Here is a 21017-nt window from a genome sequence, read left to right as displayed (position 1 = left end):
GCCTTATCGTCGGCAGCGTCAGATGTGTATAAGGGACAGGGGCGGGACATGGGAGGATGACCCTTTACGGCACGGGGCGGCTTGACGGAATGTCCGGCGTACAGCGGTGTTGAGCCGGACGCCCGGGAACCCTAGGCTGCCCGCCGCCCAGGCCGACAGAGGGGACATGAACACCGACATTCGCGCGCTCACCGAACGCGTGCAGCAGGAAAGCAGCTTCGTCGAGGTCCTCAACCAGGAGACCGGCAAGGTCATCGTCGGGCAGCGGTACATGCTCGAACGCATCCTCATCGGCCTCTTGTGCAACGGCCACGTCCTCCTGGAGGGCGTGCCCGGACTCGCCAAGACGCTGACCGTGCGCACCGTGGCGGACTCGCTCAGCGCCACCTTCATGCGCGTGCAGTTCACGCCCGACCTGCTGCCGGCGGACCTCGTCGGCACCATGATCTACAACCAGCAGACGGCCGCCTTCACCGTCCGCAAGGGGCCCATCTTCGCGAACATCGTCCTCGCGGACGAAATCAACCGCGCCCCCGCCAAGGTCCAGTCCGCCCTCCTGGAGGCCATGGCCGAGCGCCAGGTCACCATCGGCGACCAGACCTTCGGCCTGCCCTCGCCCTTCCTGGTGCTGGCCACCATGAACCCCATCGAGCAGGAGGGCACGTATCCCCTCCCCGAAGCGCAGGTGGACCGCTTCATGCTCAAGGTGAAGGTGGGCTACCCGACCCGTGATGAGGAGAAGGTCATCATGGACCGGATGTCCGGCGGCTCGTCGCCGAAGGTCCAGCGGGTCATCGCGCTGGAGCACCTGGTGCGCGCGCGCGAGCTCGTCCACGCCATCTACATGGACGAGAAGGTGAAGGAGTACATCCTCAACGTGGTGTTCGCCACGCGTGAGCCCGCGCGCTACGGCCTCAAGGACCTGGCGGACTACATCCAGTTCGGGGCCTCGCCGCGCGCCACCATCGCGCTCGCGCAGGCGGCCCGCGCGCACGCGTTCCTGCGCCACCGCGGCTTCGTCACCCCGGAGGACGTGAAGGCCATCGCCTTCGACGTGCTCCGCCACCGCATCGCGATGACCTACGAGGCGGAGGCCGAGGAACTCACCCAGGAGAAGATCATCCAGCGCGTCTTCGACCGCGTGGAAGTCCCCTGACAAGGCCCCGGTAAGAGCGCGCCCGTGCTGCCCAAGGACCTCATCCGCCGCATCCGCAAGTTGGAGATCCGCACCCGCAAGGTGGTCTCCGACATGCTGGCCGGCCAGTACCACTCGGTGTTCAAGGGCCGCGGCATGGCCTTCTCCGAGGTGCGCCAGTACCAGCCCGGCGACGAGATCCGCTTCATCGATTGGAACGTCACCGCGCGCATGAACGAAGCGTTCATCAAGGTCTTCACCGAGGAGCGCGAGCTCACGGTGATGCTCCTGGTGGACGTGTCCGCCTCCAACGAGTTCGGCTCCAAGGACCGCACCAAGGCGGAGGTCGCCGCGGAGGTGGCCGCGCAGATTGCGTTCAGCGCCATCGCGAACAACGACCGCGTGGGGCTCATCCTCTTCTCGGACCGGGTGGAGAAGGTCGTCCCGCCGCGCAAGGGCCGCACGCACGTGCTGCGGCTCGTGAGCGACATCCTCACCTTCAAGCCCAAGGGCCACGGCACGGACCTGTCCGCGGGGCTCACGTACCTGACGCAGGTGTCCAAGCGGAAGGCCGTGACGTTCCTCGTGTCGGACTTCATGGCCACGGGCTACGAGAAGCCGCTGCGCCTCGTCGGCCGCCGCCACGACCTGGTGCCGGTGGTCATCGAGGATCCGCTGGAGCAGCGCTTCCCCGCCCACGGCCTGGTGGAGATGGAGGACCCGGAGACGGGCGAGCGCTTCGTGGTGGACACCAGCTCCACCGCCGTGCGCGGCAGGTTCATGCGCGCCATGCAGGCCCAGCGCGACGAGCGCCGCAAGCTGTTCAAGAAGCTGGAGCTGGACCACGTGGAGCTGCGCGCCGGGGATGATCACGGTAAGGCGCTGGCCAACTTCTTCCGCGCGCGGGCCCGGAGGATGGCGGCATGAGACACGCGCTCGTCCTCGCGGCCGTCCTCTTTGTCAGCGCGCCGGCCGTGTGGGCCCAGGCCCCCTCGCCCAAGGCCCCGGTCGCCCTGGAGACGGTGACGCCCACGGGCGCGTCCGCGCGGGTGGAGCCGGAATCGGTGCACATCGGCGAGCCCTTCACCTACCAGGTGACGCTCACGCACCCGAAGGACCAGCGCTATGAGCTGGTGGCGCCCACGGGTGAGGGCGCGGTGGAGCTGCTCCAGCAGACGCGCCAGCGCCAGGACAACGCGAACGACGCGACCACGACGTTCGGCCTGCGCTTCTCCGCGTTCGACCTGGGCGACGTGCAGCTGCCGGACCTCGCCTTCGACGTGGCGACGCCGGAGGGGCCGCGCCGCTTCGTGCTCAAGGGCAAGACCGTGGAGGTGACCTCCACGCTGCCGCCGGACGCGCAGGGGCAGGGCGCGGAGTTGTTCGACTACCAGCCCCCGCAGGAAGTGCCCATCCGTTCCTGGACGCTGCTCTACGCGCTGGCGGTGGCGCTGGCGGTGGCCGTCGCGGTCTGGGCGCTGGTGCGCTGGTGGCAGCGCCGGCCGAAGCGCGAGAAGGTGATCCCGGTGCTGCCGCTGGACGTGCGCGTGCGCCAGTCCCTGGACGCGCTCAAGCGCGAGGACCTGCCCGGCCGTGGCCACGTGAAGGACTTCTACTTCCGCCTCTCCGAAATCGTGCGCGGCTACCTGGGCGAGCGCTACGGCTTCGAGGCCCTGGAGTGCACGTCGTCCGAACTGATGGCGTCCCTGCGCCGGCTGCCCACGCCGGGCCTGCCGGAGGACGCGCTGATGCGCTTCGTCTCCGAGTCGGACATGGTGAAGTACGCCCGCGCCGACGCCTCCCCCGAGTCCTGCAATCAGGCGCTGGCCTTCGGCTACGACCTGCTCGCCAAAACGTACGTTCCTCCCGCTCCCCCCAAGCCCGATGCTGCCCCCGGACCTCGCGTTCAATAACCCGGAGGCGCTCTGGGCCCTGCTGTTGGCGCCGCTGCTCCTGGCGCTCGCGTTCTGGGAACGCAAGCGTCGAGCCACGCTGCGCTTCTCCGCCGCGCACGTCTTCGCGAAGGGCGGTCGGGGCTTCCGCACGTACCTGCTGCCGCTCTTGCCCATCCTGCGCGCGGCGGCGGTGATTGCGGCGGTGGTGGCCATCGCCCGGCCGCAGTCGCGCGACTCGCGCGTGCGCGACCTGTCGGTGGAGGGCATCGACATCGTGGTGGCGCTGGACCTGTCCACGTCCATGGAGGCCGGTGACTTCCGTCCGCAGAACCGACTCAACGTGGCGAAGGAAGTGCTGACCGAGTTCATCTCCGGCCGCGTGAACGACCGCCTGGGCCTGGTGGTGTTCTCCGGCGCCGCGTACACGCAGTCCCCGCTGACGCTGGACTACGGCGTGCTGAAGGAAGTGCTCAAGCAGCTGCGCACCCGCGTGCTGGAGGACGGCACGGCCATTGGTGACGCCATCGCCACGTCGCTCAACCGCCTGCGTGACTCCGACGCGAAGAGCCGCGTGGTGGTCCTCATCACCGACGGCGACAACAACGCCGGCAAGATTTCCCCGCTGGACGCGGCGAACATGGCCGCGTCGCTCCACATCCCCATCTACACCATCCTCGTGGGCAAGGGCGGCAAGGTGCCCTTCCCGCAGGGCACGGACCTGTTCGGCAACACCGTGTGGCGCGAGACGGAGATCCCCATCAACCCGGAGCTGATGCAGGACATCGCGGACCGCACCGGCGGCGAGTACTACCGCGCCACCGACCCGGAGGGCCTCAAGCAGGGTCTGCAGAAGGTGCTGGACGCGCTGGAGCGCTCGAAGCTGATGGAGGGCGGCGCCAGCGCCACGTACAAGGAGAACTTCCACCCGTTCCTGCTGGTGGCCTTCGGGCTCGCCGCGCTGGAGCTGCTGCTGCGCGCCACCCTCCTGCGGGTGTTCCCATGATGCCCACGATGGACGCCTGGCGCTTCACGCTCCTGGGCTACCAGGTGGGCCTGGCGCAGCCGCTGTTCCTGGGGCTGTTCCTGGTGGGCCTGCTGTTGGGGCTGCTCGCGCTGCTCAAGGCGCTGGGGCGCAGGACGCGGCTGTCGGCGCTCATCGCGGAGCGCCACGTGACGGCGCTCGCGCCCGGCGTGTCCGTGTGGCGGCCGGCGGTGCAGGGCGGCTTGTACGGGCTGGGGCTGATGCTGTTCGGGCTCGCGCTCGCGCAGCCCCAGTGCGGCACGAAGAGCGAACTGACGAAGCGACGCGGCATCGACGTGGTGGTGGCGCTGGATGCGTCCAAGTCCATGCTCGCCAGGGACGTGCAGCCCAGCCGGCTGGACCGCGCGCGGCTGGAGCTCAACACGCTGCTGGATGAGCTGAAGGGCGACCGCGCGGGCCTGGTGGTGTTCGCGGGGGATGCGTTCGTGCAGTCGCCGCTCACGTCGGACTACTCGGCGGTGAAGCTGTTCCTGCGCGCGGTGGATCCGGACGCGATGCCCCAGGGCGGCACGAACGTGGGCGCGGCGCTGCGGCTGGCCAAGCAGGTGCTGGACAACGCGGACCGGGGCTCCAAGGAGCGCGTGGTGGTGCTGCTGTCGGACGGCGAGGACCTCACGGGCGACGTGCGCGAGGCCACGGAGGCGCTCAAGGACGCGCGCGTCCAGGTGCTCGCGGTGGGCGTGGGTTCGGACTCCGGTGAGCCCATCCCCGTCTATGACCGGCGCGGCGAGTTCGTGGACTACAAGAAGGACTCCAACGGCGACACGGTCATCACGCGCCTGGACCGCGCGGGGCTCACGGCCATCGCGGACGCGACGGGCGGCGCCTTCTTCTACCAGCCCAACGGCGTGGCGATGGGACAGGTGGTGGAGCGCATCGACCAGTTGCAGAAGAGCGAACTGGAGAGCCGCGTGACGGTCCGCTACGACGAGCGCTTCCAGTGGTTCGCCGTCCCCGGACTGGTGCTGCTGGTGCTGGGCATGGCGCTCATCCCTTCGCGCCGGAGGGCCGCATGAGCACGCAACCGATGCGGCGGCGCGCGGCGCGTGCGGTGGCGGTGGGCCTGGCGGGCCTCCTGGCGCTGCCGGGGCCCGCGTGGGCGGTGGGGCCGCTGGAGAAGGACCACCCGCTGGTGCAGCGCGGGCGCGAGGCCTACGCGGCCGGACGCTACGAGGACGCGCTCCGGGACTTCGAGGCCGCGAAGAAGGAGCGGCCGAATGATCCGACGGTGGAGTTCAACCGCGGGGACGCGCTGGCGAAGCTGGGCCGCAATGCGGAGGCGCGCGAGGCCTTCAAGCAGGTGGCGGAGTCCTCGCGCCAGCCCGACCTGGCGCAGAAGAGCTGGTACAACCTGGGCAACCTCGCGGCCACGGCGGGTGACCGCTCGGAGGCGCTCAAGTCCTACCGCAAGGCGCTCACGTTGGATCCCACGGATCCGCAGGCCCGGCACAACTACGAGGTGGTGCTGCGCGACCTGCCTCCGCCCCAGAACGGCCCGGATGGCGGCACCGACGGAGGCCAGGACGGCGGCAACGACGGCGGACGTCCGGACGCGGGCGAGGACGGCGGCCAGAAGGGTGACGGCGGCACGCCGCAGGACGGAGGCCAGGACGGCGGTCCGGATGGTGGCGCGGACGGCGGGGCCGACGGAGGCCAGGACGGCGGTGGCCAGGATGGCGGCCAGGACGGCGGCACGGACGGGGGCGGCGGCGACGCCGGGCCCGGTGACGGTGGCTCGGATGGGGGCCAGGACGGCGGCGGCGACGGCGGTCCCAGCGACGGCGGCGGGGACGGTGGTCAGGGCGACGGTGGCCAGGACGAGGGCGAAGGCGACTCGCGTGATGGCGGCGCGGACGGCGGCAGCGAGGGCGAGGAGGAGACGGAATCCAACCCGCGCGACGGCGGAAGTTCGCCGGGTGACGTCGACCGGCAGGAGGCCGAGCGCCTGCTGGATGCGATGAAGCAGAACGAGAAGAATCTCCAGCTCTGGCGTTTCCAGCAGAAGAAGAAGCAGAGGAAGCCCAATGAGAAGGACTGGTAGCGGGCGCACGGCGCTGCTCGCCGTGCTCGCCCTCCTGGCCACGGCGCCAGCGTGGGCGGCGGACATCGAGTTCTACCAGACGGTGGACCGCACCGAGGTGGGCACCGATGACACCTTCAAGCTCACCGTGGTGATGGTGGACGCGCCGTCCAACGCCCAGCTGCGCCTGCCCCAGTCCAACGACTTCGAGGTGCTCTCCTCGTCGCGCGGCAGCCAGCGCTCCATCTCGTTGTCCGGCGGCGGCCCCGCCGTCATCCAGGACATCACCCGCCACGAGCTGCTGATGCGCCCGCTGCGCGCGGGCAAGCTCACCATTCCGCCCGCCACGCTCACCGCGGGAGGCCGCACCTACCGCACGGACGCCGTGCCGTTGACCGTGCGCGAAGGCCGCGTGGGCAACGCGCCCCAGGCGCAGCAGGGCGGCCGGCCGCAGTTGCCGGATCCGTTCCGCAACTTCCGCAACATGCCGGACCCGTTCGGGGACGACGACTCGGGCCTGCGGGACGACGAGCCGGTGATTCCGCGCGGGGACTCGGACCTGTTCCTGCGCGCGAGCCTGGACCGCGACGAACTCTACGTGGGCGAGCAGGCCACGCTGTCGCTCTACATCTACTCGCGCGTGGACCTGTCCAGCGTGGACGCGGTGACGATGCCCAAGCTGGAGGGCTTCTGGACCGAAGAGGTGGAGAGCCCCACGCAGCTCACGGGCGAGCAGAAGGTGGTGGACGGCATCCCGTACCGCGCCTACCTGCTGCGCCGCCGCGCGCTGTTCCCGGTGAAGTCCGGCACGCTGCTGATCACCCCGGCGGAGGCGGACATCACCACGGGCTTCCTCTTCGCGGGCCACCGCGTGCACCGCGTCTCCAACGGCCTGAAGGTGAAGGTGCGGCCCCTGCCGAACGGCGCGCCGCCGAACATGTCCAACGCGAACGTGGGCTCGTGGCGCATGTCGCTGGACGTGTCGCAGACGCGCGTGGAGCTGGGGCAGCCCATCACGGTGAAGGTCATCCTGGAGGGGCAGGGCAACGTGAAGAACGTCACCCCGCCGAAGCTCACCGGCCCGTCCGCGCTGAAAATCTACGAGCCCACGACGACGGACCGGCTCACGCCCAACCGCAACCGCATCCAGGGCCGCCGCGTGGTGGAGTACCTGGTGATGCCGCAGCGCACGGGCACCTTCACGCTGCCGGAGCTGCGCTTCCCGTACTTCGACCCGTCGCGGCGCCAGTATGAGACGGCGCGCACGGACCCCGTGACCATCACCGTGGAGGCGGGCGCGGGCGGCGTGTCCTCGCTGCCGTCGGCGATGACGCCCTCGCAGGTGGCGGACGCGGCCAACGAGCAGAAGAACGTGCTCACCACCGGCGGCCTGCGTCCGGTGCGAGCCCGGGCCCACTTCGTGGGACCGTCGCAGCCCGTGTGGATGCGGCCCTTCTTCCTCGCGGGCGTGCTGGCGCCGCTGGGCTTGCTGGCGGGCGTGGCGTTCGCGGGAGGCATGCGCGGCCGGCTGGCCACGCGCTCCGAGGCGGGCCGGGGCCGTCAGCAGGCGAAGGCCGCGCGCAAGCGGCTGGCGGAGGCGGAGAAGCTCAAGGCGGGCTCGGACGCGGGCGCGTTCTACGTGGAGGTCGAACGGGCGATGGTCGGCTTCCTGGAGGCCCAGCTGGGCTTCCCCGTGGGCGGGCTGACGCGCGAGGCGCTCGGGGAGAAGCTGGCGGCGGCGGGCGTGGACGCGGAGCGGCGCGCGCGCGTGCTCTTCGTGCTGGAGGCGTGCGACCTGGGCCGCTACGGCGGCGGGGTGGAACCGGGTGAGCGGCGCAAGGTGCTGGCGACCGCGGCGGCGGTGATGGAAGGCTGGGCGTGATGAGCGACGCGGCGACGCAGGGCTACTACACCGCCGAGGAAGCGGAGGCCGTCTTCCAGCAGGCCAACGACGCGTATGGCCGCGAGGACTACGCCACCGCGCAGGCCCAGTACGAGAAGCTCATCGCCCACGGCTTCGGCGGGCCGGACGTGCTCTACAACCTGGGCACCACGCACCTGGCCCGGGGCGACCTGGGCCGCGCGGTGCTGGCGCTGGAGCAGGCCCGGAAGCAGGGCGGACGCGCCGAGGACCTGGAGGCCAACCTGGCCCTGGCGCGGGCGCGGCAGGTGGACAAGGTCGTGGGCGCCGCCGCGGACGAGGCCTTCCTCCCCCGGCTGGCGGCCGCGACGGACGGCGCGGCCGTGGCCTGGGTCTTCTTCGTCGCGTGGCTGGTGGGCTTCGCGCTGCTGCTCTTCCGGCGCGCCTTCCCTTCGATGCGGCGCACGGCGGTGGCGGTGGTGGCGGGCCTCTGCCTCACGGCGGCGGTGCCGGCGGCGCTGCTCCTGGGGGCGCACATCTGGGTCCACCAGAACGTCCACGAGGCCGTGGTGCTGGCGCCCACCCTGGTGGCGCGGGAGCTGCCTCGCTCGGAAGGGCGCTCGCTCTTCGAGGTGCACGCCGGCCTGAAGGTGCAGCTGCTGGATGAGACGGGGAAGTACGTCCGTATCCGCCTGCCCAACGGCCTGGAGGGCTGGGCCGAGCGCGACGGCGTCTCCGAAATCTAGGCGGGGCCGGCGCGACCCCGCCGTCGGGGAAAACCGACAGGGGACCGCTTTCGTACAGAGGGGCTACCGGGAGGTGTCGCTTCGCTGGACGTCGCCAGGGCAATGGCCTACGAGGGGCCCCGAGGAATCATGGCTGGCAACGCGCAAGCGCCCTTCCACATCCTGCTCGTCGAGGACGAGCCCGTCATCCGCGAGCTGGTTCGCTCCATGTTGAGCGACGGCGCGGTGGACGTCGTCTGCGCGGCCAATGGCATCGAAGGCCTGAAGCTGGCCCGCGACCGCGACTTCCACCTCATCCTGATGGACGTGGTGCTGCCGCAGCTGGACGGCGTCTCCGTGTGCCGCATCCTGAAGAGCGACCCGGCCACGGCGAAGGTGCCGCTCTACATGCTCACCGCGAAGGCGAAGAAGGCGGATGTGGCGAGCGCGACGCAGGCGGGCGCGGACGGCTACATCCACAAGCCCTTCCGCGGCGCGGAGCTGATGGACCTGGTGGAGCGGCTGCGCATGGCCCGCTCGGCCGCGGACTGACGCTCCACCGGCGGCCTTACGGCAGGTGAGGGTGGAGGAACCGGGCCAGGGCGATGAGGTCGTCCCAGTCCAGCTCGCCAAATTCCAGCGCGACGCCGTCCACTTCCCGGCGGCGGATGGTGCACATGGTGACGAGCTCCCGGTCGCCCGGCAGCGGCAGGGCGATGGTGAGCGCGCGCTGCGAGTCCGCCGGGTGGGCCTGGAGGAACAGGCCATTCATGGAGATGTCGCGCGCCTGCGCCGTCACGGTGCGGCCCGACAGGAGCACCTTCACCTGGAGCCGGGCTTCGACGCGCGGGTGGTAGCGCTCTCGCTCGTTCGGACGGGGACCGTTGGAGGGGTTCATCATCGGGGGCTCACCTTCGGGTGCGACAGGACGCGACAACTGTGAAGCAGGTTGGAGCGGTGGCAAGTTTTCGGGTTTTCCTCCGCCGTCCCGCGCCGTGGACGTGGCGCGCGCGCCGCGGAGACGCCTGGCATGGAGGTGACGGAACTCGCCCCTGTCGTTTCAAGGGGTTGGCCGCTGGCACGGACGGTGGAAGGCAGCCCCGGCGAATCCCTGCCGGAGGCACCCCTTGGAAGACCGTCGCATCCCGTCGTTGAGCATCGCCCCGTCCATCGCGCGCCAGACGCCGAAGACGGAGTTCGGCCCCACGCTGGCGCGAGCGGCGCGCGAGGTGGTGCGCACGGGCGCGGGGCTCGTGGGCGGCATGTTGCCGGCAGGCCCCATCTCCAGCGCGGTGGTGTCCACGCTGAGCGGCACGGTGTCCGCGGCGGTGCCGGCCGAGGCGGTGTCGTCGGTGCCGGCGACGGGAGGTGCCACCGCGATGTCGGCGCGCGCGAGCACGGCGGGGACGACGGCTTCGACGGGGAGCGCGGCGACGGGGCAGGGGGACGCGTGGGACCTGCTGGAGGCGCAGAAGCTGATGGCCGCGGACGGCCAGAAGTTCAACATGGCCTATGTGGCGCTCCAGAACGCGATGCAGAAGGAGAGCCGCGAGCACAACGCCATCTCCAACATCATGAAGGTCCGCCACGACTCGGCGAAGGCCGCCATCAACAACATCCGCTGAGGCGCGTTCGCGATGGCCATCGACAAGTTGGGAGCCGTGGGCGGCGCGGGCCCTTCGCCCGCGGTGGAGTCCGGCAGGGAGACGTTCAACAAGGTGCTGGAGGGCGTGCGCACGCCGCAGTCACGCCCCGTGCCGGTGACGACGGAGGGGCCGCCGAAGCCGGTGCGCACGCCTACCGAGGCCGCCGCCGGCACGTCGCGGGCGGACGGCGTGGAGCGGGCGAAGGCGGGCTGCGCGGAGGTGAAGCCGGGGGCCCGCGTGGATTCGGCGCAGGCCGCGCGCAGTCAGCAGGCGGTGGAGATGTTGGACCGGGTGGGGCAGGCGCAGCAGCGGCTGGACCACATCCTGAAGCTCGCCGAGTCCGGCCGCACGTTCAGTCCCTCGGAGTTGCTCGCGCTCCAGGCCCACGTCTACCGCGCCAGTCAGGAGCTCGATCTCGCCGGCAAGGTCGTCGAGAAGGCCACCGGCGGCGTCAAGCAGGTCCTCCAGACCCAGGTGTGAGGAGTTCTTCCTTTCATGCGTTCCGCTCCCCTTCGTTGTCTCTGTTTCCTCCTGCTCCTGGGCGCTTCGGCGTGCCGGGAGCGCATCCAGCACGGCCTCGACGAGCGTCAGGCCAATGAGCTGCAGACGGTGCTCGTCGAGCGGGGGCTCGACGCGCGCAAGGTGCCCGAGTCGGGCAAGAAACCCACCTGGGCCATTGAGGTGACGGACGCGCAGTCCTCGGACGCGGTGCGCATCCTGGCGGAGCTGGGGCTGCCCCGGCTCGCGGCGGAGACGGGCTGCGACGTGTTTGGCGGAAGCGGGCTCGTGCGCTCGCCGCTGGAGGAACAGGTCTGCCGCGTCCGGGGGATGGAGCGGGAACTGGAGAAGACGCTCCAGACGGTGGACGGCGTGCTGCTGGCGCGCGTGCACCTGGTGGTCCCACCGCCGCCGAGGCCGGGCCAGCCTGCCGCGCCCTCGAAGGCTTCGGCCATGCTGCGCACGGCGCCCGGCGGTGCGACGCGCGTCCGCAAGTCAGCGGACATGCTGCGTGAGTTCATCGCGGGAGGCGTGGAGGGGCTGTCACCGGAGGCGGTGTCGCTGCTGGTGGACGAGGTGACGACGCACGTGGAGGCACCGTCCCCGAAGGGAGGCCCTGTCCCGCTGCGGCTGCGCGTGGTGCTCGCCCTGCTGGGCGTGTTGGTGACGGGGCTGTCCGGAGCGCTCGTCTGGACGACGCTGCGCTGGAAGCACTACCGGGCCCTGGCGGAGCAGCCCCCCGCGGCGCCGCCTGTACCGCCCACGCCCGCGCGGCCGGTGGTGACCCCGGGCTCCACGCGGAAGCTGGCCTGAGCACGCCATGGACGTCACACGCGTGGGACGGGTGCTACGCAAGGCCCGGAAGCTCCTGCCCGCGAGGAAGGAAGCACCGCGGGCCCCAGTGGCGGAGGTCACGCTGCCCGCGTTGTCCCTGCCCCTGGAACGCATCGCGCTGGTCGTCTGCGTCCTGGCGCGGGAGCGCGCCGCGGAGCTGCTGGGGGGACTGGTGGACGCCGAAGCGGGCAGGGCGCTGCGCCACCTGGAGCGCTTCGCCGCCATGCCCTCCGCTCAGCGGCAGGCCAAGGTGGCGGTGGAGTTCGGCGAGCGTGCGGACGGCGCGAACCGGCTGGCCCTCTTCCTGGAGACAGCACCCGAAGCCCTGCGTCAGGAAGCCTTTCGAGGCCTTCCGCCGTACCACCGAAGCCGGTTTCCCCAGTGGGAGGGTGCCGAGTCACAAGCGGATGCCGCACCGGCCCTGACCGCCCTGGCGGAGCGGCGCATCCGCGAAGCCCTGCGCTGAGCGTCCTCGGGCGTGGAAGGCCATCCCGAAGACGGACCTCCACCCCTGCCAACACCCTGATTCCACGAGCCGGCGCCCTGGCCATGGCCGTGCACAGGGGACGTGTGTCCCATCGTCGTCCCGGAGCTCCGGATGCAAACGAATCCAGTCAGGACCCCCAGCGCCGTGAGGAAGCCCACGCGTCCGTTCCGCCCGGGAGCGCGGCGGCTGACGCGAGCCCATCTGGTGTTGGGGCAGCGGCCCCAGGTGGGGCGTTGGGGCGCGGAGCTCCTGCGCGACGTGGGCGCGGCGCTGTCGCGGGACCTGGGCGCGGCGGTGAAGGTGGAGGGGCACCTGGTGCCGGCGGCGGTCCAGCCGGAGCGCGAGCTGGCGGTGGGAATGGTGTTCGCGCTGGTGGAGCTGTCGGCGGTGGGGGGCACCGCCATCGTGGAGCTGGAGGTACCCCTGGTCTTCGCGGCGCTGGCGAGGCTGGCGGGGACGGGACTGCGGCCGGCTCCCGTGGCGGAGCTGACCCGGTTGGAAGAGTCCACGCTGGTGTACCTGCTGCTGTCCACGCTGGCCGCGATGCGCGGGCAAGGCGAATGGGTGCGAAGGCTGGGGCCCCGCTTGTCCGCGGTGTCGATGCGGCGCGGTGACGTGCTGACGCGAGTCGATACGCGGCAGCCCTACGTGGCGGTGTTGCTGACGGCAACGGTGGACGGAGCGACGGTGGGAGGCCGGGTGCTCCTGCCCGCCCGTGCCGTGCAGACCGCATTCCAGGAACTGCCCCTGGAGCCAGGAGGCACGGCCGCGCCCCAGGTGCTGGCGGCATCAATCCCCGCGCGCTGCCTCATGGGGCGCAGTTCATTGCAGGCCTCTGCGGTGGATGTGCTGGCCGCGGGAGACGTCGTGCTCTTCGAGGGCGTGCGTCTCCGGGACGGCCGGGTGGAGGGACAGGGACAGCTGATCACCCGAGGCTTCGCGCTCCGGGGCGAGTTTCTCGCGGAAGGTTTTTCGACAGGGAGCGTGCACTCGCGCGCGGCCCGACAGGAGTCGGACATGGTGGCGACGAACAAGCGGAGCGAGGCGATGCCGCCGCTCCCGGTGGATGTGGAGATTGAACTGACGCGGTTGATGTTGCCCCTGGCGGAGCTGGCGGCGCTGAAGCCGGGCACGTTGCTGCCCCTGCACGTGAACGCGAGCAGCCCGGTGCTGCTGCGCGTGGGTGACCGGGTGGTCGCGCGTGCGGAGTTGGTGGAGATCGAAGGCGAAGTGGGCGCCCGCATCCTGGCGTTGCTGCCGTGAGCGCACCCGTGAACACGCTGCTGTCCTCGTTCTCGCCACGCGGCAGGCTGCTGTTCGCGTCGGCCCTGCTCGTGGGGCTGGCGACGCTCGCGCCCCTGGGGGGACTGTCGTTGGTAGGGACCTCGCGCCTGTTGATCGGCGCAATGGCGCTCGCGGGGCTGGGCTGGGTGTTGCTTCGCAAGGGAGGCATGGCCGGGAGTGCCGACGCAACCGCTCCGGAGCCCCTGAGCATCGTCTCGCGAACGGGGCTTTCACAGCGCTGTGGCCTCGCGCTCGTGGAGGCGGATGGACGGCGGTACCTCGTGGCCTACGGCGACACCTTCGCGGAGATCCATGAGACCCGGACCATGGCGCTCCTGCCCGGCGGCGCCACGCCCAGGCCGACTGTGAAGTCCCGGTTCGACCTGGAACTGGAGCCCACGGTGCTCTTCCCCCGCGCGCGACAGACGAAGACGGCGTGCGGCGCACTCCGGAAGCGGGGTGGGGGATGAAAGTCCTCGGATTCGGATGCGGCGTGTTCCTGCCCATGAGCGCGTTCGCCGCGGAGCAGTCCCTGTCGCAGGCCTCCTATGCCGGCAGCCCGCTGGCGATGATGGGGATGCTCGCGCTCCTGTCGCTGCTGCCGTTCGCGGTGCTGATGCTGACGAGCTTCTCGAAGATCGCCGTGGTGCTCTCCCTGGCCCGCTCGGCGATGGGTACGCAGCAGGCACCGCCGACGCTGGTGCTCACGGGGCTCGCGGTGGTGCTGACGGGGCACATCATGGCGCCGGTGATGGAGCGCATGTACGACGCGGGACAGGCGGCGTACGACGAGGTGCATTCCGGAGCGCAGGTCCTCTCCGCCGCGAAGCAGGTGACGGAGCCCCTGCGCGCCTTCCTCATGAAGCACGGAGGCCCAGAGGAACGGGCCCGCTTCGTGGACCTGGCTCGTGAGCTGCGTCCTCCAGAGGAATCCGAGCAGGTGCAGGAGACCGACCTGTTCGTCGTCATCCCGGCCTTCGTCATCACCGAGCTGAAGGAGGCCTTCCAGATTGGCTTCATCATCTTCCTGCCCTTCCTGGTGCTCGACATGGTCATCGCCAACGTGCTGCTCGCGTTGGGCATGCAGACGTTGTCGCCGGGCCAGGTGAGCCTGCCCTTCAAGATCCTCCTCTTCGTCGCCGTGGATGGCTGGGCCCTGCTCGCGCGGGGACTCATCCTCGGCTACCGGTGACGCCATGACCCAGGACGTCCTGCTCACCCTGGGGCGTGAAGCCCTGCTGTTGATGGTGCTCGCCTCTCTGCCGCCCATTGGCGCGAGCCTGGTGGTGGGCTTCCTGATGAGCCTCTTCCAGGCCACGACCCAGTTGCAGGAGAGCACGCTGTCGGTGGTGCCCAAGCTGTGCGCGGCGGTGCTGTCCCTCGTGCTAGCGGGGCCGTGGATCGCCGGACAGCTCACGCGCTTCACCCAACAGCTCCTCATGCTCATCGCGGACGTGGCGCTGTGAATCCAGAGGCGTTGGGCGAACAGCTCCTCGCCCTGGGACCGCACGTGGTCGCGGTGGCGCTGTGCGCGGCGAGGCTCGTGCCCATCGCGTTCCTCTGTCCATTGCTGGGAGGCCAGGCCGCGCCGACGACGGTCCGGCTGGGGCTGGTGCTCGCGCTCTCGCTGTTCCTGCACGTCGAGGCAGGCGTGGAGTTCAGTGGCACGGTGGAGACGCCGGTGGTGATGGCGGCGCTCGTGGTGCGTGAGCTGGCCTACGGTGTCTCCGTGGGGCTCGTGGCCGCGCTGCCCTTCGACGCGGCGAGGATGGGCGGCCGTTTCATCGACCTGTTCCGGGGAACCTCCGCGGAGGCGAGCCTGCCGCAGGCGGGGAGCCGCGAGTCGGCCACGGGAGACGCGCTGTACCACCTGCTGGTGGCGAGGGTGGTGTCGGGCGCGCTGTTCCCCGTGGTGCTCTCCGCCCTGCTGCGCGGCTTCGGGGTGGTGCAACTGGGGGCCTTCGTGCCCACGGAGGCCTCGGCCCTGCACGTGGTGGTGATGGTGGGCGGCGCCATGGCCACGGGACTCGCGGTGGGCGCTCCGGTGGCGGCTGCCTCGCTCGCGGTGGACTGCTTCCTGGGCATGGCTTCGAGGGCCGCGGCCCAGGTGAACCTCCAGGAGCTGGGGGCTCCGCTGCGCATCCTCGGAGGCGGCGCGCTGCTGTGGCTGGGCGTGGGCCTGCTGTGTGAGCGGCTGCTCGCGGGCGTGGCCTCGACGGAGGGCGCGCTGGCGCTGCTGGGCGAGGTCTCCCGATGAGCGGCGAGAAGACGGAGCAGCCCACCGCGAAACGGATGCGGGAGGCCCGGCGCAAGGGCCAGCTCCCGCGCAGCCGGATGTTGACCTCCAGCGCGACGACGCTGGGAGGGCTGCTGGGCTTCATCGCGTTCGCGCCAGAGGGCTTTGCCCGTCTGCGGGACTGGACCGCGCGGTTGATGCTGGAACAGACCGCCGCTGGCGCATGGGAGGAGGGGGCCTGGGTCGCCGCCCGGCTGTGCGGTCCTGCCTTGGGTGGAGCGCTCGTGGCCTCGCTGGCGGTCTCCGTCGCCACCGTGGGCTTCGAAATGGACGCTCGCCATGCCGCGCCGAAGCTCGAGCGCATCAACCCGGCCGCGGGCCTCAAGCGCCTCTTCAGCGTCAAGCCGCTGGTCGAGCTGGGCAAGGCGCTGCTCGTGGCGGCACTGCTGGGCCTCATCGTCTGGAACGAGGTGGAGGCGGTCGGCCCCGATGCCTTGCGAACCGCGTGGCTCGATGGAACCCAGGGAATGGAGTTCCTGCTCGACCGGCTGGCGGCGCTGGTGACGCGACTGGCGTGGGTGGTGCTGGGGTGCGGCGCCGTGGACTACGCGCTCGCCCGTCGCAGTCACCGGCGCGAGCTGATGATGACCCGCGAAGAGGTCAAGCGGGAGCACAAGGAGAGCGAGGGCGACCCGCGCCACAAGGGACAACGGCGCGCCCTTCATCGCCAACTGGCGCAGGGCGGTCCGGCACGTGGAGTGCAGAAGGCCACCGCCGTGATCGTCAACCCCACGCACATCGCGGTCGCGCTCCGCTACGACGCGGGCGAATGCGACGCGCCCTATCTCGTGGCCAAGGGCCGCGAGCAGGACGCGCTCGCGCTCAAGGAGGAGGCGCGCCAGCAGGGCATCCCCGTGGTCCGGGACGTGCCGCTGGCCCGCAGCCTCATCCACTTCGACGTCGGAGAGTCCATCCCCGAGGAGCTGTACCAGGCGGCGGCCGTCGTGTTGCGGACCGCGATGGAGCTTCGCGAGCCGGACGACCGTCCACGGAGACAGACGTGATGCCCCCATTCTTGAAGGTCTTGCTGAAGGCCCGTCAGTCCTCGGACGTCGTGCTCGCGGTGGCGATGGCGGCGGTGCTGGGGGCGCTCATCATCCCGCTGCCTGCGTGGCTCCTCGACATGGGTCTCGCGGTGAACCTGGCCGCGGCGGTGGCGCTGCTGGTCGCCGCGCTGAACGCGAAGGATGCGCTGCGGGTGACGTCGTTCCCCACGTTGCTGCTCTTCACCACGCTGTTCCGGCTGTCGCTCAACGTGTCGTCCACGCGGCTGGCGCTCTCCGAGGGCCACGCGGGCGAGGTCATCCAGGCCTTCGGCGAGTTCGTGGTGCGAGGCGACTACGTGGTGGGCGCGGTGGTGTTCGCCATCCTCACGCTGGTGCAGCTGCTGGTGGTGACCAAGGGCGCCGAGCGGGTGGCGGAGGTGTCCGCCCGCTTCACGCTGGACGCCATGCCCGGCAAGCAGATGTCCATCGACGCGGACCTGCGCGCGGGCGCCATCGACCAGACCCAGGCCCGGCGCAGGCGGCGCGACCTGGAGCGCGAATCCCAGATGTTCGGTGCCATGGACGGCGCGATGAAGTTCGTGAAGGGGGATGTCATCGCGGGCCTGGTCATCGTCGCGGTGAACCTGCTGGGCGGCACCCTCATCGGCGTGCTGCAGAACGGCCAGTCCTTCTCCGAGGCCGCCGCCACCTTCGCGCTCATCGCCATCGGCGACGGGCTCGTGTCCCAAATACCTTCGCTGTGCATCGCGGTGGCCGCGGGCCTCGTCGTCACGCGGGTGGCGTCGGAGAAGGAGGAGGACTCGCTCGGGGCGGAGATCGGCTCCCAGTTCTTCGGTGACTTCCGCACCCTGACCACCGTCGCGGGCCTGTGCGTCGCGCTGGCCTTGATGCCGGGCATGCCGCACCTGACCTTCCTCTCGCTGGCGGCGGGCCTCGGCGGGCTCGGGTATGCGCTGCGGCGCAAGGGCCAGGCGCCGGAGAAGTCACCGTCGAAGGATGGCGCCTCCTCGGAGGCCTCGGTGCCCGCTGGAACCGCGGGCAAGCCGCCGGAGAGCGCGAAGGCACCGGTCGGGGTGACGCCGCTCACGCTGGACCTGTCCGCGCAGCTGACGCCGCTCGCGGAGGCGGACGGAGGCGCCTTCGTGCACACGGTGCTGAACGCCGTGCGCGACGAGCTGTTCTTCGAACTGGGCGTGCGCATCCCTGGCATCCGGGTGCGGACGCACGCCGCCTACCTGGGCCCCGGCGAATACCGCATCCTCCTGGACGAAGTGCCCGCCGGTGGCGGCGTGGTGCAGCCCGGCGCCCTGTACGCGCTCGTTCCTCCGGGGGAGCTGGCCTTCCTGGAGGTCCAGGCGGAGGCGTCGGTGGAGCCCGCCAGCGGGCGGCCCATCAGCCGCGTGGGGGAGGGCGCCCGCTCCCGGCTGGAGCTGGCCCAGGTGCCGGTGCGCAAGCCCTCGGAACTCATCGCGGACCACCTGCGGGCCGTGCTGCGCCTGCGCGCCGCCGCGCTGCTGGGACTCCAGGAGGTGCAGGGTCTGCTGGAGGGGCTGGAGGCCCAGTCGCCCGTGCTGGTGAAGGAAGCGCTGCAGAAGGTGCCGCTGCCGCTGCTGGTGGACGTGCTGCGGCGGCTCGTGCAGGAGCAGGTGAGCATCCGCGACCTGCGAGCCATCCTGGAGGCGCTCGTGGCGCCCACCACCGAAGGCGACGCCACGGCCCTGGCCGAGCGCTGCCGTCAGGCCCTGCACCGCTACCTGAGCCACCAGTTCGCGCCCACGGGCCCACTGTACGCGTACCTCGTGGATCCAGAAGTGGAGGAGGTGCTGCGCGCCAGCGGTCCCCGAGGGCTCGCGCCGGAGCCGGAGCGCATCATGGAGATTCTGGAAGGGGTGCGGGTCATCGCCAACGGCGGCCGGGCGGTGGTGCTCGCGGCCCCGGACATCCGCCGTCCGCTGCGCAAGCTGTGCGAAGGCCCGTTCCCGGACGTGGCGGTGCTCACCTACGGTGAGCTGGACGGAGACCTGCAGATTCGCCCCATTGGCCGGCTGTCGCCGGTCGCCGTGGGGCGGTGAGGCCTAGAGGGTGCCGGTGCCGCTGCTGCCCTTGAACTCGGAGGAGGGCGGCAGGTCCGACTGGGCCTGCAGCGGCGCGGGACGGTTGACCCGGTCGCGCAGCTCCTTGCCCGTGCGGAAGAGCAGGCCGCGCTTGGGCTTCACCGGGATGACCTGGCCCGTCTTCGGGTTGCGGCCCTGGTAGCCCTGGTAGTTCTTCACGTGGAAGGCGCCAAGCCCGCGAATCTCGATGTTCTCCCCGCGGCAGAGGGCGTCCTTCATCGACTCGAAAATCGTCTCGATGGTCGCCTCCGCCTGCTTCTGGGTCACGCCTCGTTTGGCAACGAGGATGTTGATCAGATCGGACTTGAGCATCGGACGCTCCCGCAAACCCCGTGACCCCTTGGTGACAGGGCTCTCTGGCCCGTTGTCGAGTCCCGAATACATAACAGAACACCTCCTCCTTGCAAGCCGGGTGGGCTTCCAACCCTCTATAAACGTTACGGATTTCCGCCGCTGGCCGCTGCCTTGGGGGCCTCGGGGGCGGGCGGGGCGAGCAGCCCCGGGCGCAGCGGCGTCACCAGGTCCAGCCACCGGGTGCGGCGCAGCAGGTCGACCCCGGCACAGTCGGCCGCCTGGAACAGGGGTTCGAACTGTTCGAAGCCCGGGGCCTTGGGGCCCGTCCAGGTCTCCGGGCCGCCGGTAATCATCACCCCGTGCACGGCGAGCGTGGTGTCGGCGAGCGTGATGTCGGCGGGGTCTCGCGTGGGACGCAGGCCGCCCCGCCGTCCCCGCTCCAGCAGGCGGGCCTCCACCATGCGGTCCACCACCTCGTGCACCAGCGACTCCGGCACGCGCAGCCGCGTGGCCAGCTCCCGGGGCAGGGGCGGGGTGGCGCCATCCACCCAGCACAGGGTGACGTCCTGGGCGACGCGCGCGCCCACCAGCTCGTGCGCGCGCGGGTGGCTGCCGAACGCGAAGAGCGAGTCGCGGAAGGAGACGTGCTCCACGGCGTAGGACAGCCGGGCGCCGAACAGCATCACCAGCCAGCTCACGTACACCCAGGCGAGGAACAGGGGCAGGGCGCCCAGCGACGCGTAGAGGGGGTTGTAGAGGAAGCTGCGCGCGGCGAACTCGGCGTACACCTGCTTCGCCAGCATCCAGCCCAGGCCGGCCACCAGTCCGCCCGCCAGCGCCGAGCGCACGCGCACGTGGGCGTAGGGGGTCCAGAGGTACAGCAGCGTCAGGCTGCCCATGGCGATGAGCATGGTGCCCACCCCGATGAAGAACGGCGCGGAGGGGGCGTGGCTCTGCAGCAGCATGCGGACCCGGCCCGTACCGGAGAAGGAGATGGCCAGGAAGATGGGCCCCAGCAGCAGCAGGCCCGCGTAGATGGACAGGCGCGTCAGCCACGGGCGCTGGCGCCGGATGCCCCACAGCTCGTTCACCGCGCCGTCGATGTGGCGCAGCAGCGAGCCCGCCGACAACAGCACCGCGAGGAAGCCCACGCTGCCCACAGCGATGGAGTCGCCCGGGTGCAGGAACCGGTCGAGCAGGGCGGCGGACTCCTCGCTGACCCCCGGTGCCAGCACCTCGGAGATGACGAAGCGCAGCTTCCGCTGGAACTGCTCCTGGTGGAGCGTGCGCAAGAGCACGATGCCCACGGTCAGCAGCGGCACCAGCGAGAACATGCTGATGTACGTGAGCGCGGCGGCGCGCAGGCGCAGGTTCTCGCCCATGAAGCCGCGCGCCACGGTGCGCCCCGCGAAGAAGATGTCCGCCGCGAAGCGGCCCGCTGACGTGGCCCCGATGGGCGCCCACACGCGGGCCGCTGTCTGGAGCGCCCAGGCCCGTGCTCGCACCAGCGAACGCCGCACGCGCCAGGACAGCTTCCGGAGCTTCAAGACTCCCTCCTGGTGTGCTTCCAGCCCGGTGCGGCCAGGGCGCGGGAGTCCACGAGCGTGCGAAGGCGCGAAGGCGAGCGGTTCATCCCAGGCGATTCAGATGGGCCAGGGACTCGACGACACCCCTGGCGTGGAAGTGCCACCGTAGCCAAACCCCACCCCGCTGAACCAGCCCTCCCACCCCACCCGAGCGGACGTTGTCCGCACATGCACGTGCCTTGGCCGCCTGGCCGGTCACCATGCGGGAGGCCGTGTTCCAGCTCCAAAGCAGAAGGCCCGGCGGGATGCACCCACCGGGCCTTCGCGGTCACTCACGGTCCGGACTCAAGGGC

General features: G+C 71.0%; 23 protein-coding genes. 20 read left to right on the top strand and 3 right to left on the bottom strand.

Translation table 11 applies throughout. The annotated features are described in order from the left end of the window. Window positions 1-166: 166 nt before the first annotated feature. The 9 genes from D7V80_RS04700 (at window position 167) to D7V80_RS04660 (ending at window position 9230) form a co-directional block, all read left to right on the top strand. Complete coding sequence (locus D7V80_RS04700; protein ID WP_120579511.1) at window positions 167-1156, top strand: MoxR family ATPase; 990 nt, start codon at window positions 167-169, stop codon at window positions 1154-1156. A gap of 24 nt (window positions 1157-1180) precedes the next feature. Continuing rightward, window positions 1181-2062: a DUF58 domain-containing protein gene (locus D7V80_RS04695; RefSeq protein ID WP_120587007.1), complete on the top strand. Its 882-nt coding sequence runs from the start codon at window positions 1181-1183 to the stop codon at window positions 2060-2062. Next, entirely contained in the window at window positions 2059-3048 is a 990-nt protein-coding gene (locus D7V80_RS04690) for a hypothetical protein (RefSeq protein WP_120587006.1), read from the top strand. Before D7V80_RS04695 ends, D7V80_RS04690 begins: the two co-directional genes overlap by 4 nt. Then, window positions 3023-4033, top strand: a complete 1011-nt coding sequence (locus D7V80_RS04685; protein WP_120587018.1) for a VWA domain-containing protein — start codon at window positions 3023-3025, stop codon at window positions 4031-4033. The genes D7V80_RS04690 and D7V80_RS04685 overlap by 26 nt, the downstream gene beginning before the upstream one ends. After that, window positions 4033-5088: a VWA domain-containing protein gene (locus tag D7V80_RS04680; protein WP_120587017.1), complete on the top strand. Its 1056-nt coding sequence runs from the start codon at window positions 4033-4035 to the stop codon at window positions 5086-5088. Before D7V80_RS04685 ends, D7V80_RS04680 begins: the two co-directional genes overlap by 1 nt. After that, window positions 5085-6113: a tetratricopeptide repeat protein gene (locus D7V80_RS04675; RefSeq protein WP_120587005.1), complete on the top strand. Its 1029-nt coding sequence runs from the start codon at window positions 5085-5087 to the stop codon at window positions 6111-6113. Before D7V80_RS04680 ends, D7V80_RS04675 begins: the two co-directional genes overlap by 4 nt. Further along, a complete protein-coding gene (locus D7V80_RS04670; RefSeq protein WP_120587004.1) occupies window positions 6097-7974 on the top strand; it encodes a BatD family protein in 1878 nt (625 codons plus the stop codon). Before D7V80_RS04675 ends, D7V80_RS04670 begins: the two co-directional genes overlap by 17 nt. Continuing rightward, entirely contained in the window at window positions 7974-8699 is a 726-nt protein-coding gene (locus D7V80_RS04665; protein WP_014398936.1) for an SH3 domain-containing protein, read from the top strand. The genes D7V80_RS04670 and D7V80_RS04665 overlap by 1 nt, the downstream gene beginning before the upstream one ends. 129 nt (window positions 8700-8828) lie before the next feature. Continuing rightward, window positions 8829-9230: a response regulator gene (locus tag D7V80_RS04660; RefSeq protein ID WP_120587003.1), complete on the top strand. Its 402-nt coding sequence runs from the start codon at window positions 8829-8831 to the stop codon at window positions 9228-9230. A gap of 16 nt (window positions 9231-9246) precedes the next feature. On the opposite strand, the gene D7V80_RS04655 is transcribed toward D7V80_RS04660, so the two are convergent. Continuing rightward, window positions 9247-9579 (bottom strand): PilZ domain-containing protein, encoded by a 333-nt coding sequence (locus D7V80_RS04655; RefSeq protein WP_014398934.1) that lies wholly within the window; start codon window positions 9577-9579, stop codon window positions 9247-9249. A gap of 226 nt (window positions 9580-9805) precedes the next feature. On the opposite strand from D7V80_RS04655, the gene D7V80_RS04650 reads away from it, so the two are divergent. From D7V80_RS04650 to D7V80_RS04600, 11 genes are all read left to right on the top strand, one after another. Beyond that, window positions 9806-10303 (top strand): hypothetical protein, encoded by a 498-nt coding sequence (locus D7V80_RS04650; protein ID WP_120587002.1) that lies wholly within the window; start codon window positions 9806-9808, stop codon window positions 10301-10303. Window positions 10304-10315: 12 nt separating this feature from the next. Next, a complete protein-coding gene (locus D7V80_RS04645) occupies window positions 10316-10804 on the top strand; it encodes an ATP-dependent helicase HrpB (protein ID WP_120587001.1) in 489 nt (162 codons plus the stop codon). 15 nt (window positions 10805-10819) lie between these two features. Next, window positions 10820-11635, top strand: coding sequence for a flagellar M-ring protein FliF (locus D7V80_RS04640; protein WP_120587000.1), 816 nt, complete (start codon window positions 10820-10822; stop codon window positions 11633-11635). Between the two features lie 7 nt (window positions 11636-11642). After that, a complete protein-coding gene (locus D7V80_RS04635; RefSeq protein ID WP_120586999.1) occupies window positions 11643-12122 on the top strand; it encodes a hypothetical protein in 480 nt (159 codons plus the stop codon). 165 nt (window positions 12123-12287) lie between these two features. Then, on the top strand, window positions 12288-13406 hold the full coding sequence (locus D7V80_RS04630; RefSeq protein ID WP_233585135.1) for a FliM/FliN family flagellar motor switch protein: 1119 nt from the start codon (window positions 12288-12290) through the stop codon (window positions 13404-13406). Then, complete coding sequence (locus D7V80_RS04625; RefSeq protein WP_120586998.1) at window positions 13403-13897, top strand: flagellar biosynthetic protein FliO; 495 nt, start codon at window positions 13403-13405, stop codon at window positions 13895-13897. The genes D7V80_RS04630 and D7V80_RS04625 overlap by 4 nt, the downstream gene beginning before the upstream one ends. Beyond that, on the top strand, window positions 13894-14619 hold the full coding sequence (sctR, locus tag D7V80_RS04620) for a type III secretion system export apparatus subunit SctR (RefSeq protein WP_120586997.1): 726 nt from the start codon (window positions 13894-13896) through the stop codon (window positions 14617-14619). The genes D7V80_RS04625 and sctR overlap by 4 nt, the downstream gene beginning before the upstream one ends. Before the next feature lie 4 nt (window positions 14620-14623). Beyond that, the gene (locus D7V80_RS04615) at window positions 14624-14893 is read left to right on the top strand and encodes a flagellar biosynthetic protein FliQ (protein WP_120586996.1); all 270 of its coding nucleotides are present in this window, start codon (window positions 14624-14626) and stop codon (window positions 14891-14893) included. Next, entirely contained in the window at window positions 14890-15684 is a 795-nt protein-coding gene (locus D7V80_RS04610) for an EscT/YscT/HrcT family type III secretion system export apparatus protein (RefSeq protein ID WP_120586995.1), read from the top strand. Before D7V80_RS04615 ends, D7V80_RS04610 begins: the two co-directional genes overlap by 4 nt. Further along, window positions 15681-16727 (top strand): flagellar biosynthesis protein FlhB, encoded by a 1047-nt coding sequence (locus D7V80_RS04605; RefSeq protein WP_120586994.1) that lies wholly within the window; start codon window positions 15681-15683, stop codon window positions 16725-16727. Before D7V80_RS04610 ends, D7V80_RS04605 begins: the two co-directional genes overlap by 4 nt. Continuing rightward, the gene (locus tag D7V80_RS04600; RefSeq protein WP_120586993.1) at window positions 16727-18802 is read left to right on the top strand and encodes a flagellar biosynthesis protein FlhA; all 2076 of its coding nucleotides are present in this window, start codon (window positions 16727-16729) and stop codon (window positions 18800-18802) included. Before D7V80_RS04605 ends, D7V80_RS04600 begins: the two co-directional genes overlap by 1 nt. Before the next feature lie 3 nt (window positions 18803-18805). On the opposite strand, the gene D7V80_RS04595 is transcribed toward D7V80_RS04600, so the two are convergent. Together D7V80_RS04595 and D7V80_RS04590 are read right to left on the bottom strand one after the other, a co-directional pair. Then, a complete protein-coding gene (locus D7V80_RS04595) occupies window positions 18806-19156 on the bottom strand; it encodes an HU family DNA-binding protein (RefSeq protein ID WP_043321998.1) in 351 nt (116 codons plus the stop codon). Between the two features lie 125 nt (window positions 19157-19281). Further along, complete coding sequence (locus tag D7V80_RS04590) at window positions 19282-20685, bottom strand: YhjD/YihY/BrkB family envelope integrity protein (protein ID WP_370452458.1); 1404 nt, start codon at window positions 20683-20685, stop codon at window positions 19282-19284. Between the last annotated feature and the right edge of the window lie 332 nt (window positions 20686-21017).

The sequence above is a fragment of the Corallococcus sp. CA054B genome (assembly GCF_003611625.1).
In the GTDB taxonomy this organism is placed as follows: Bacteria; Myxococcota; Myxococcia; order Myxococcales; family Myxococcaceae; genus Corallococcus; species Corallococcus coralloides.
The sequence above is the reverse complement of the archived record's forward strand: the minus strand, read 5'-3'. Positions and strand labels throughout refer to the sequence as shown.

Bases quoted from the DNA above. Each gene is read 5' to 3' on its own strand.
- D7V80_RS04680 (WP_120587017.1), top strand. From the start codon at position 4,033: ATGCCCACGATGGACGCCTGGCGCTTCACGCTCCTGGGCTACCAGGTG.
- D7V80_RS04655 (WP_014398934.1), bottom strand. From the start codon at position 9,579: ATGATGAACCCCTCCAACGGTCCCCGTCCGAACGAGCGAGAGCGCTAC.
- D7V80_RS04645 (WP_120587001.1), top strand. From the start codon at position 10,316: ATGGCCATCGACAAGTTGGGAGCCGTGGGCGGCGCGGGCCCTTCGCCC.
- D7V80_RS04635 (WP_120586999.1), top strand. From the start codon at position 11,643: ATGGACGTCACACGCGTGGGACGGGTGCTACGCAAGGCCCGGAAGCTC.
- D7V80_RS04640 (WP_120587000.1), top strand. From the start codon at position 10,820: ATGCGTTCCGCTCCCCTTCGTTGTCTCTGTTTCCTCCTGCTCCTGGGC.
- sctR (WP_120586997.1), top strand. From the start codon at position 13,894: ATGAAAGTCCTCGGATTCGGATGCGGCGTGTTCCTGCCCATGAGCGCG.
- D7V80_RS04605 (WP_120586994.1), top strand. From the start codon at position 15,681: ATGAGCGGCGAGAAGACGGAGCAGCCCACCGCGAAACGGATGCGGGAG.
- D7V80_RS04690 (WP_120587006.1), top strand. From the start codon at position 2,059: ATGAGACACGCGCTCGTCCTCGCGGCCGTCCTCTTTGTCAGCGCGCCG.
- D7V80_RS04675 (WP_120587005.1), top strand. From the start codon at position 5,085: ATGAGCACGCAACCGATGCGGCGGCGCGCGGCGCGTGCGGTGGCGGTG.
- D7V80_RS04660 (WP_120587003.1), top strand. From the start codon at position 8,829: ATGGCTGGCAACGCGCAAGCGCCCTTCCACATCCTGCTCGTCGAGGAC.
- D7V80_RS04595 (WP_043321998.1), bottom strand. From the start codon at position 19,156: ATGCTCAAGTCCGATCTGATCAACATCCTCGTTGCCAAACGAGGCGTG.
- D7V80_RS04600 (WP_120586993.1), top strand. From the start codon at position 16,727: ATGCCCCCATTCTTGAAGGTCTTGCTGAAGGCCCGTCAGTCCTCGGAC.
- D7V80_RS04670 (WP_120587004.1), top strand. From the start codon at position 6,097: ATGAGAAGGACTGGTAGCGGGCGCACGGCGCTGCTCGCCGTGCTCGCC.
- D7V80_RS04665 (WP_014398936.1), top strand. From the start codon at position 7,974: ATGAGCGACGCGGCGACGCAGGGCTACTACACCGCCGAGGAAGCGGAG.
- D7V80_RS04700 (WP_120579511.1), top strand. From the start codon at position 167: ATGAACACCGACATTCGCGCGCTCACCGAACGCGTGCAGCAGGAAAGC.
- D7V80_RS04615 (WP_120586996.1), top strand. From the start codon at position 14,624: ATGACCCAGGACGTCCTGCTCACCCTGGGGCGTGAAGCCCTGCTGTTG.